This is a genomic window from Acinetobacter sp. YH01019 (assembly GCF_013420285.1).
Lineage (GTDB): Bacteria > Pseudomonadota > Gammaproteobacteria > Pseudomonadales > Moraxellaceae > Acinetobacter > Acinetobacter gandensis.
In genome coordinates, this window is sequence record NZ_VOYM01000052.1 from 17,546 (window position 1) to 28,716 (window position 11,171).

Annotated in this window: 12 protein-coding genes; 6 read left to right on the plus strand and 6 right to left on the minus strand. The window is 36.8% G+C overall.

The annotated features are described in order from the left end of the window. Positions 1-281: 281 nt before the first annotated feature. Together FTT84_RS12095 and FTT84_RS12100 are read right to left on the minus strand one after the other, a co-directional pair. Positions 282-947 carry an LrgB family protein gene (locus FTT84_RS12095; protein ID WP_373685021.1) on the minus strand — a complete coding sequence of 222 codons (666 nt, stop codon included), beginning with the start codon at positions 945-947 and terminating at the stop codon, positions 282-284. Positions 948-988: 41 nt separating this feature from the next. Further along, positions 989-1,450, minus strand: a complete 462-nt coding sequence (locus FTT84_RS12100) for a CidA/LrgA family protein (protein ID WP_067766440.1) — start codon at positions 1,448-1,450, stop codon at positions 989-991. A gap of 103 nt (positions 1,451-1,553) precedes the next feature. Here FTT84_RS12100 and FTT84_RS12105 point away from each other — a divergent pair, with 103 nt between their 5' ends. Beyond that, positions 1,554-2,453: a LysR family transcriptional regulator gene (locus FTT84_RS12105; protein ID WP_067766442.1), complete on the plus strand. Its 900-nt coding sequence runs from the start codon at positions 1,554-1,556 to the stop codon at positions 2,451-2,453. A 346-nt stretch (positions 2,454-2,799) separates the two neighbouring features. Beyond that, positions 2,800-3,279 carry a helix-turn-helix domain-containing protein gene (locus FTT84_RS12110; RefSeq protein ID WP_067766445.1) on the plus strand — a complete coding sequence of 160 codons (480 nt, stop codon included), beginning with the start codon at positions 2,800-2,802 and terminating at the stop codon, positions 3,277-3,279. Between the two features lie 66 nt (positions 3,280-3,345). Here FTT84_RS12110 and FTT84_RS12115 read toward each other — a convergent pair whose 3' ends face one another. The 4 genes from FTT84_RS12115 to tusD are packed head-to-tail and all read right to left on the minus strand — an operon-like array spanning position 3,346 to position 4,767. Continuing rightward, entirely contained in the window at positions 3,346-3,657 is a 312-nt protein-coding gene (locus FTT84_RS12115; RefSeq protein WP_180081279.1) for a TusE/DsrC/DsvC family sulfur relay protein, read from the minus strand. A 44-nt stretch (positions 3,658-3,701) separates the two neighbouring features. Beyond that, on the minus strand, positions 3,702-3,989 hold the full coding sequence (locus FTT84_RS12120; RefSeq protein ID WP_067766451.1) for a DsrH/TusB family sulfur metabolism protein: 288 nt from the start codon (positions 3,987-3,989) through the stop codon (positions 3,702-3,704). Between the two features lie 14 nt (positions 3,990-4,003). Next, entirely contained in the window at positions 4,004-4,354 is a 351-nt protein-coding gene (locus FTT84_RS12125; RefSeq protein WP_067766454.1) for a hypothetical protein, read from the minus strand. 44 nt (positions 4,355-4,398) lie between these two features. Further along, a complete protein-coding gene (gene tusD / locus FTT84_RS12130) occupies positions 4,399-4,767 on the minus strand; it encodes a sulfurtransferase complex subunit TusD (RefSeq protein ID WP_067766457.1) in 369 nt (122 codons plus the stop codon). 553 nt (positions 4,768-5,320) lie between these two features. Between tusD and FTT84_RS12135 the strand changes: the two genes are divergently transcribed. The 4 genes from FTT84_RS12135 to FTT84_RS12150 all read left to right on the plus strand — a co-directional run bounded on the left by FTT84_RS12135 (position 5,321) and on the right by FTT84_RS12150 (position 10,983). Next, the gene (locus FTT84_RS12135) at positions 5,321-7,291 is read left to right on the plus strand and encodes a choline BCCT transporter BetT (RefSeq protein ID WP_067766460.1); all 1,971 of its coding nucleotides are present in this window, start codon (positions 5,321-5,323) and stop codon (positions 7,289-7,291) included. Between the two features lie 258 nt (positions 7,292-7,549). Further along, on the plus strand, positions 7,550-8,557 hold the full coding sequence (locus FTT84_RS12140; protein ID WP_067766463.1) for an NAD-dependent epimerase/dehydratase family protein: 1,008 nt from the start codon (positions 7,550-7,552) through the stop codon (positions 8,555-8,557). A 291-nt stretch (positions 8,558-8,848) separates the two neighbouring features. After that, on the plus strand, positions 8,849-10,243 hold the full coding sequence (fumC, locus tag FTT84_RS12145) for a class II fumarate hydratase (RefSeq protein WP_180081277.1): 1,395 nt from the start codon (positions 8,849-8,851) through the stop codon (positions 10,241-10,243). 248 nt (positions 10,244-10,491) lie between these two features. Next, positions 10,492-10,983: a hypothetical protein gene (locus FTT84_RS12150; RefSeq protein WP_067766469.1), complete on the plus strand. Its 492-nt coding sequence runs from the start codon at positions 10,492-10,494 to the stop codon at positions 10,981-10,983. Positions 10,984-11,171 lie beyond the last annotated feature (188 nt).

Sequence of the window (11,171 nt, forward strand, 5' to 3'; positions counted from 1 at the left end):
CATATTTAGATTTATCTTGACCATAATGACAGTTTTAGCCAAATAAACTGTTTGTTTGCTATTTAATCATTTTAAAATCAATGCTTCATTAATGGGTTATTCGAGTTAAAACTAAAAAGAAAAACACTCAGCTTAAATTTTGATTTTAGGCAGCTGAAGGTCAGGAAAAAAATTGTAGTGAAAATTTCAAGATTTAATATCTTCAATAAAAAAAGCCTTGATTCAATCAAGGCTTAAAGAAACATTCTTAAAATTAAAAAGGCATCAAAAATAGATCAAATTTAGCCCAGAGCATAAACCACTAAGTGAATAATTGACGGGCCAAGTAAAACCATAAATACGCCAGCAAGCACCATGCTTAAACAGGCTGCGACGCCTTCTTCCTTATGACGCATAAAGGCTTTACTCGTACCAAAACCATGTGCTGCATTGCCTAACGCGGCACCTTGTGCAAAGCGAGAATGTAGTTTTAGTCCTGCTAAAACGAGATCTGCCAACGCCACACCTGCAATACCCGTAATCATGGTGAATAGAATCACTAATTCGACAGAACCGCCAATATTATTGGTTAGCTCCATTGCGAAAGGGGTAGAGATTGAACGTGCCATCAAACTGAACGATGTTTCTTGATCAAAATGAAATATTTTAGCCAAGTAAAAAGCACTGATCACACCTGCTAGCATTCCAAACACGATACCTAAACAAATACTGATGGCGTGCTTATGAATCACTTGGCGATATTCATAAATGGGGATAGCAAAAGCTACAGTTGCTGGCCCCAACATCCAAACAATCCACTGACTTTCTTGCATATAGGTATCGTAAGATACATGGAAAATGGTCATGAATACGATCAGTAGAAAGGGTACAAAAAGTGCTGGCGAAAACAGCATATAGGGGAATCTGCGATGCAATTTTTTAACCAGCACATAGCCGATTAAGGTCATTACAAAACATAATACAGACATACTATCGAATTGCATGAAATTCATAGTGTTTTACCTGCTGTATTGACGTCGATTGCATCATGTTCATTAGATGCTTTGTTTTTTCTTCCGTTTAATTTTTTTTCTAATTTAAAGCCGAGGGCGACCGTAAATGCTGTTATGACCATGACGCAAAGTGTACCAAGTACAACAGACAATACCAATTGCCATCCCGAAGTCAAAAATAACGCCTTATATTTTATCAAACCGACTACACATGGAATAAAAAACAAAACCAGTTCTGCCAAAATGAAGTCAGTCCCTTGTTTAATCCAATGCATCTTAAAAATGCCACTTAATAATGCAGCCAGTAGTAATAACAAACCAATAACACCGCCAGAAATCGGTAAGTTAAACCAGCTTTGAATACATGTACCGAGCCACCAAATAAAGATTAGTAGGCCAAGTTGAGAAAGTGTTTTTGCCAAAGAAATAAATCGCGAAGGCGTGTTTTGAGTATCCATGAGGAGAAAAGCAATTGGTACAAAGGAGATAGAGCTATTTTAAAAGTGTGTCGGATGTATAATTATGAATAATTAAATATAAATTATGCCTAAATGGAATAATATGGATTTTAAGAATCTCAAAGTCTTTGTCACTATTGTACAAAAGCAAAGTTTTAGTCATGCAGCAGAGAGCCTATTTGTCACTCAACCTACGATTAGTAAGTTAATACGACAGTTAGAAGAAGAAATTGGCGTTCCTTTATTCCATAAAGGAGATGCGGGGCGTAAACGTGAAGCACAATTGACTTACATGGGTGAGCAAATATATCAGCATGCGTTGGTTATTTTAAATGAGCAACAACGTATGTTTGAAACTGTGGCGCAGGTCAGAGCTTTAAAACAAGGAAAGCTCACTATCGGCTTGCCACCATTAGGTTCGGTGTTATTAAGTACCTTGATAGCACAGTTTCATAAGCAATATCCTAATATTGAGTTAAGTTTTTTTGAGGTAGGTGCGAATGGAATTGAAGACGCCATTTTAAAAAAACAAATTGATGTGGGGATTATTCTCGGACATTTAAAACCAGTACTAAGTGGTATTCAAATTATGGACTCACCACTTTGTTTACTTTCACGTAAAGAATCGCAATGGCGCAATAGAAACAAAGTGTCACTGATTGAACTTAAAGAAGAGTCTTTTCTATTGTATGCCGATACGTTCACGCTGAATAATATGATTATTCAAGCTTCAAACTATGTTGGTTTTGAACCGAATGTCGTGTGTAAAAGTAGTCAATGGGACTTCATTGCAAAAATGGTCGAATCAAATGTCGGTATTGCGCTTTTACCTAAAATTTATTGTGATCAGCTTGATCATGATAAATACAATGTAAGTGTACTGGAAAATCCAAATTTAAACTGGACCTTAAACATGGCCTGGAATACGACGGTTGCGATGAGTCCATCCACAAGAGCATGGCTTGAAATCATTGAAGATAATAAAGATCAGATCCATTTCTAACATGGAAATAATGATGAGAGCGTATGAGTCTGTACAAGACGTATTTCAGAAGTTTTTAAGTTAAGCCATCATAGGGTGGCGATATCATTGATCGATAGTTAAGGGATTTTTATTGTGGAAAGTCTTTTTAATTGATCTATGTCGAAAGTAATTATTCTGGAACTTTAACTCCTTAGGAGATATACAGTCAATTGTTCTGTCTAGCATCATAAAGCCTTCAATTTAACAAACCCCACTTCATTTTATCTTTTATCAAAAGAACACGAAGCAAATGAATGTTTTTGCAAAAAGCTGATGAATGGATTAATTTGTTCATATAGGGTTTATTAACAGGCGTAATTTAAAGATGAAATGGGAAGACATTGGACAACAGCCGTGTTCAATTGCACGGGCACAATCTGTGCTGGGTGATCGTTGGACCATGCTCATCATTCGTAACGCCTTTATGGGGATTCGCCGTTTTGACGATTTTCAAGAAAATTTAGGTGTGACACGCCATGTTTTATCAGATCGATTAAAGCGACTGGTTGAAGAAGATATTTTAGTTAAACAACCATATATTGACCGGCAAGAACGTTTTGAATATCGCCTGACTCAAAAAGGTTTGGATCTATATCCGATATTGTTAGCAATGACTCATTGGGCTGATCAATATATGGATGGCGGTAAAGGCTCGCCAGTTGAATATGTTCACAAGCGTTGTGGTCAAACATTTAAACCTGTGATGGTGTGTTCATGCTGTGGTGAGCAAATACAGGCAAAGCAAGTAAAACCCGTATTTACTCAAGCCTATTTCAATGCTATGAATCAACTCAAACAGGCTTGATTTCTAATTTTTGAATTAGCTAAATACTTAATATTTAAGTTTATAAACAGACATTATAATATCAAATTATAAGCAGTTTGCTGGTTTTGGAACGCCCGCAAGTCGGCTTAAATGTCGAGCAACTAGGCCTGTATTAAATCTCTCTTGTAGTACTGCATTGTTAATATCAGCACTCACTGTTTTCATTAAATATTTAATCAGTGGACGTGTTGCAGGGGAATGTCCAAATTGTTGATAGAACTGACGTACACCTTGTAAAATTTCATAATGCCAAGGGCTGAGTTGCAGGTCTAAAGTATTTGCCAATTCTTGGGCTACGGCTTCATTCCAAATAGTGTAATCGACTAAATGACCATCTTGATCAAGTTCGAGATTCATATTATTTCCGATATTTCTTTAAATACTCAATACAATATGAGTACTTATTTAAGTGTAATACAACGTTGATATTTTAAACACAAGTCCGCAAATTCTGCATAAGTACAGACATGCATATGGTTAAAGTGAACATCGCAACCTAATATTTGTGCGTCGTTGTCTAATACAAAACACGTTCCTAACTTTTGTATTTGTTCATCCGCAATATGTAAGACAGCTTCACCCATGAGGACTAAGGCATCGCCAGTGGTATAGACACTTTGTAATTGCTGTATATGTTGTAATGTATTGGAATAACAAGACTGTACAAGATAAAGACTATTGTTTGACATAGATTATTACTCACTCACCAATACAAGATATGGTCAAAACGCTGAACGAATTCAGTGTTGAATTCGATAAATTCAAGTTCTTGTTCAGATTTTTGAACAAATGGGTGTTGAGTATTTTTTTGCTCAATGAGTATTGGTGTTAAATCATAAAACTCAAAACTATCAACCATGTTTGAAGCAAGTTTAAAGGCATGCTTTAACTGATCAAATTGTTGATCTGTTTGTAATAGGCTTAGGGCAGCATCTTTAAGTAGTACTTTTACATCACAACCAAATGTAGCCAATACCATGGTGGCAGATAAGCTCTCATGCACTTGTAAACTTGCTAGATTTGCATGGGTGAGTACAACGAGTACAGTTTTCACAAAATATTCCTATTAAATCCAACAAATATTTGGAAATTTGAGACTTAGAATTGAATTAAGCGGTCAGCAGATTGCACGGCATCTGCAAGTTCACCTAAACCAACCAGTTCAAACTGATCTGCAAGGTTATGTTGCTGTAAGTTATGTCGCTGCGCATTTTCTGCATCGCTAATTCCTCGTGCTAAGGCTGCACTCACACAAACAGGTAGCCGGATCTCAAGCTTTTGCCATTCGCTTGTGAGTTTACGCTGATCGTCAGGTACCCATTGCAGGGCGTTTGCTACATTGACACCATCTTGATAAAAGAAAACCCGAAAGCTTTCATTTTTTTGTTTCAAAGCTTGTGCAAGGCCAAATGCATGCCAAGCATGAATTGAAGTTGGTGAGGAGGTAATTAGTAATAAAGTACTCATCGAAATTCACTTTAGAAATAAGCAGCTATACTTGCAGCTCATTCTGACTTGATAAGAAAACGTCATTATACAATGCTTTTTATTAATATCTGTATATCTCATTTATGATGAGTGATTATGCTCATTTCCAATACGTTGTTGATGAATGTGGTGGTATGCACAGTGAGTATAAATAACCCAAATAATGAATATTGGTAAACTACTTAAAGAGTATTATAAGATTTTAGAAAACAAATTTTTTAAAACAAGATATTGATAAATAGTAATAAAATATTTAAGTGGGCATATTCTATACGGCTGTCTTAATTTGCTTTATTACTTGATTTTAGATTATTCATCTATAAATGTGATAACATGTACAGATTCTAAGCAATGGCTTTGATCGAGTCAGCCATAATTTTTTCATTTTTATTGATAAATATTTTGAGTATTTACAAAGAAATGAGAAAAAATTGCCAGTCTCATCATTACAAGCCTGTTTTTTCCGCATCTGGCGGATATCTTTTTTGATCAATTTAGATCTGTCTTACAAGTAAAACGGAAAAGGGAAGGTATGTCTTCATTGAAACCGTCATGGTATTCCAATGTGAATCCAAATGTATTTATTAGTACTGTGCTAATTATCGGCATTTTTATTGCCATTGTTTTTTTAGCTCCCAATGCTTTTGATTTAATTACAAAACAGCTCAATCAATGGGTAACAGACTCATTTAGCTGGTTCTATGTACTCTCTGTAGCGATATTTTTAATTGTACTCATTTATATTGCTTGTTCGAGCATGGGTAAAATTAAACTTGGTCTAGATCACAGCCAACCGAAATATAGCAATAGCTCTTGGTTTGCCATGCTATTTACCGCAGGTATGGGTATTGGCTTAATGTTCTTTGGTGTTGCTGAACCTGTGATGCATTATGTTTCACCACCGACAGGCGAACCTGAAACAATTCAATCTGCACAGCAAGCCATGCGAGTAACTTTCTTCCACTGGGGCCTACATGCGTGGGCAATCTATACTATTGTTGGCTTGGCTTTAGCTTACTTTGCTTATAGACATAATTTACCTTTAAAAATTCGTTCTGCTTTATATCCACTTATTGGAAAAAAAATCTATGGTCCCATTGGTGATGGGGTTGATACATTTGCAACAATCGGCACTGTATTTGGCGTTGCGACCACACTTGGCTTTGGTGTTACTCAAATAAACTCAGGTCTTAATTATCTTTTTGGTATTGAATACTCCACGACTACGCAGCTTATCCTCATTGTGATTGTGACGGGTATGGCTTCGTTGTCAGTATTTATGGGCTTAGACAAGGGTATCAAAAGATTATCAGAGATTAATTTAGGGTTAGCCCTAGTTCTTTTATTGTTTGTATTTTTTGCAAGTTCAACCATCTTCATTTTACAAACCACCATACAAAATGCAGGTCAGTATTTCTCTAATTTATTCAATATGACCTTTAACCTCTACGCATATCAATCTGATGGTTGGATTGGTGGCTGGACAATCATGTATTGGGCATGGTGGATTTCATGGTCACCATTCGTAGGCATGTTTATTGCTCGTGTGTCTGAAGGTCGTACGATCCGTGAGTTTATTGTCGGTGTTTTACTGATCCCAACGGGTTTTACCCTGATCTGGATGGGGGTGATGGGTAATGCTGCACTTTTTAGCATTCTAAATGAAGCGAATACCTCCCTTGTTAGTGCTGTACAGCGAGATTCATCTGTAGCACTTTTTGAGTTTTTACATACCTTACCATTCTCAGGTGTAATGAGTTTTATTGCGACGATTTTGGTCATGCTGTTCTTTGTGACATCAGCGGACTCTGGTGCGTTAGTGACAGATTATTTAACTGCGAAATCTGAAAATTCGCCGACATGGCAGCGTTTGTTTTGGACTACATTAATGGCTGTCCTTGCCATTGTACTTTTATTCGCTGGTGGTTTAGGTGCCTTGCAATCAGCGACCATGTTGAGCGCATTACCGTTTACATTTGTGATGCTTTTGATTTGCTGGGGCCTGGTAAAGGCACTGCATTTAGATGCAACAAAAATGCAGGCATTACAAGATGCGCGTATTACCCCAAGGGCAATTCAAAATCCAAGAAGTTGGCAGCAGCGTTTAGGCCTTATCATGCATTACCCGCATACACGCGAAGAAGTAGAAAGGTATATTGATCAAACGGTAAGACCCGCTTTTACAAATTTGCAAAATGAATTTAAGCGCCGTCATCTAGATGTATCTATTCAAAATATTGATGATGGTCTGCAATTACGTGTAAACCATCAGGATGAGATAAATTTTATTTATCAAGTCGTGGTGCAAGAGAAAAATACGCCTAGCTTTATGATGGATTCGAAAGAAACTCAGCAGGACTATCAAGCTGAAGTATTTTTAAGAGAAGGTGGGCAAAACTATGACATTATTGATTGGACACAAGAAGACCTTTTACAAGATGTGATTGATCAATATGAACGACATTTGCACTTCTTAAATTTAGTTCGCTCAAAAAATCAATAGATCCTCATCGATTTATAAAAAACCGCCTTCGGGCGGTTTTTTATCGTAAATCCAATACAGTTGATACTCATAACTCCTACATATGCAACATTTCAAACTATTAAAATAATTATAGAATTCGCTTGCAGATTAACCGATTTAAGTGAAGTTTTAAGTCGGTTTTTAAGTTTTTTTATTCTCTGTGGATACGTTTTGAATAACACCAAAAAGACAAAATTAAACTGTAAAATACTGATAACTATAAGGAGTAGCTAAACAATGATTTTAGTGACTGGTGGTTTAGGCTTTATAGGCTCGCATATTGCCTTGAGTTTATTGGCTCAAGGACGAGAAGTTATTATTGTCGATAATTTATCGAATGCTAACTTACAAATACTTGAAAGATTGGAATACATTTCGGGCATGTATGTGCCTTTTGTAAAACTTGATATCCGTAATACTCCCGCTTTAAATAAAGTTTTCGAACAATATTCTGTCACGGCAGTTGTACATGCAGCTGGATTTAAATCGCTTGAAGAATCTGTACTTAAACCCCTTGAATATTATAATGATAATGTCAGTTGTATCATGAGTTTATTGCGTGCCATGCAGCGTACTGGCGTTAGAAATTTAGTACATCTATCAAGCCTTGCGGTATACGGTCAATCATCAGCTGAACTCGCTGAAGATACACCATTCAATTTTACCTACCCAAATCCCTATGTAAAATCTCAACAGATGGTTGAAGAAATCATACGAGATACGGCACGTACCGATAATGAGTGGAAAATAGGCATATTGCGCTTAAGCAATATCGCAGGTGCATTTGAGCATGCTGTACTTGGCGAGTTTGTTGCACCCTTACCCAAAAATATCGTGCCGCTGGCTATGCAGGTGGGGGCAATGCAACGTGAATATATTGAATTACGTAAGCAGGCTAAGACTGAGGATGGCACAGCTGAGCGCAGTTTTTTACATGTGCTCGATTGTTGTAAAGCAGTTTGGCTCTGCTTAGAGTCTTTAGCTTCACAACATAATGTTTGTGAGGCCTACAATATTGCAGGTGAATTGATCTCTATACAACATTTATTGGATGAAATATCCGAGGTTACCCAGTCGAGTATTAAAACGATAGAGTCAACATATTACCCAAATGAAGAATTTGACCAATTGGGTGCGAATGTTGAAAAAGCCGAGAAACAGTTGAATTGGAAAGCTGATCATAGTTTGAAAAAAATGCTTGAGGATGAATGGCGCTTTTACCAACAAACCTTAAGAGGTCAGTGAGTTAGGTTAAGACATATATTTTATTGATAATTTATAAATATAGAGCTTTGCCTAATTGTGGCTCATAAGAGTTCAGCTAAAATAATTCCATTGCTGAGGCTTTATTCGTAATTTTTAACCGCTTAACTCTTTGCGATTACTATTATCAAATAAACCACTTATTATTGATAATAATTATCATTTACAAGTCTTTAACATTTACATAAACTATAACGAATGAATTGATCTACACGCTGTTATAACGTGAAATGATTTTCTAAGTTTTAAATATTTCGATAAGGAAATGAGAAGATGCAAACACGTATTGAACATGACACGATGGGTGACGTTGAAGTACCAAGTGAGGCAATGTGGGGTGCACAAACTCAGCGTAGTTTGCAAAATTTTAAAATTGGCGGTGAACGTTTACCACGTCCCATGATCCGTGCGATGGGGCTAGTGAAGAAGTCTGCAGCAATTACCAATGCTGCACTGGGGCAAATTCCTCAAGAACTTTCGGGATATATTGTTAATGCTGCTGAGGAAGTCATTTCAGGGCATTGGGACTCTCAATTTCCTTTGGTTGTATGGCAAACTGGTTCTGGTACGCAAAGTAACATGAACTGTAACGAAGTAATCGCTAATATTGCCAACCAAAAATTAGGTAATCCACTTGGTGCACAAAAGCCGGTACACCCAAATGACCATGTCAACCGTGCGCAATCTACCAATGACTCTTTCCCAACAGCAATTCATGTAGCAGCAAGTTTACAAATTAATGAATTATTGATACCTGCTGTCACTAAACTACGAAATACTTTAGATGCAAAATCTAATGATTTTAAAGACATTGTCAAAATTGGTCGTACACATTTACAGGATGCAACGCCTTTAACCTTGGGTCAGGAATTTAGCGGTTATGTATCGCAATTAGATCACGGTTTAAAACGTTTAAATCAAGCGCTAGAGGGTTTGTACGAACTGCCATTAGGTGGTACAGCTGTCGGAACAGGATTGAATGCTCATCCTGATTATGCTGTAACTGCAGCTGAAGAATTGGCAAAACAAACAGGCTTACCATTTGTTACTGCGCCAAATAAATTTGAAGCACTGGCAGGGCGTGATGCGGCAGTTTTTGCATCAGGCGCATTGAAAACACTTGCGGTAAGTTTGAATAAAATTGCAAACGATGTTCGTTGGTTAGCGAGTGGCCCACGTTGTGGTTTCGGTGAATTACGGATTCCCGAGAACGAACCTGGATCAAGTATCATGCCGGGTAAAGTAAACCCAACGCAAAGTGAAGCGATGACTATGGTTGTAGCTCAAGTTTTGGGTAATGACACGACAATTAATGTCGCAGGTGCTTCGGGTAACTTTGAGTTAAATGTATTCATGCCTGTCATTGCATTTAACTTATTGCAATCGATTCAATTATTAGGCGATGCGTGTAACAGTTTTAATGATCACTGTGCTGTTGGTATTGAACCAAACCGTGAAAAAATTGATCACTTTTTGCATGATTCATTAATGCTGGTTACTGCTTTAAATCCAGTGATTGGTTATGAAAATGCTGCAAAAGTGGCTAAAACTGCTTATAAAGAAGGAAAAACCTTAAAACAAGTTGCTGTTGAACTTGGACTGGTAACAACTGAACAGTTTGATGAAGTGGTTCGTCCTGAGCAGATGGTTTCGCCAAATACCAAATAAGTAAGCGTGATATCGAAAACAATATAAATTGTGATTCGGAGTAGAAACCATTTTGAAAATGTGGTTTCTACTTTTTAATTTTTGCTCAAATTAACATTTTGAACAACGCTCGCAATTGTTATTTAGCTTTAGCATTGAATTAACTGTCATACTTGTTAAAATGCCTTTCTTTTTCTGTTTTCGTTTCTATTTAACATTTGTTTGAATAAAATTTTGCAAGACAGTGTTTTATCTAAGGATTTCCCCCAATGCTCACCATTTATTTAACAGATGCCCAAAAGCAAGTTCAATTTAAAGACTATCCGGGCGAGCATCCTGTTAAATTTGTCCTAAATTTTAAAAAGATTTTTCCGAGTGTAATGGAGCTTTTGCTACCAGTATTGCCTGAAAATGAAAATCTTGATGAAATGAGCTGGGAATCTACTACCACTGATTTTGAAAAATTCAAATTATTGCTTAGTGGTTGGGGTGTGATTGAGCTACGTTTAAATGCAATTGCACAGTATAAAGACCGTGCATATGCAGACAACTTAGTTAAAAAAGCCCAGCAAAAACGCAAAGACTTTAAAAAAGCTCAAGCAAAATTACAAACGGTTGAACTTGATTATCTATTTATGCACGAAGTACATGGTTTGATCGATGCAGAATTAGTTGAATTAGGTGAAAAATTCTATCTTCCAACTTTACGTGAGCTTTGGAAACACCAAGTTCCAAGCCAAGTGTTAGAAGCCAAATTCTAATAATGTAAAAATCCTCCACTTAGGAGGATTTTTAATATCTACAGCAGAACATCAGATTTACAAGTATAGTCAAACTACTTTATTATCCATACAGGATTCGAAAAAAACTTGAAATAACTCATCGACTGAGTCGATCAACCATTCTTTACGCTTACGTTTAACCCATGCCCACATCTGTTCTATAGGAT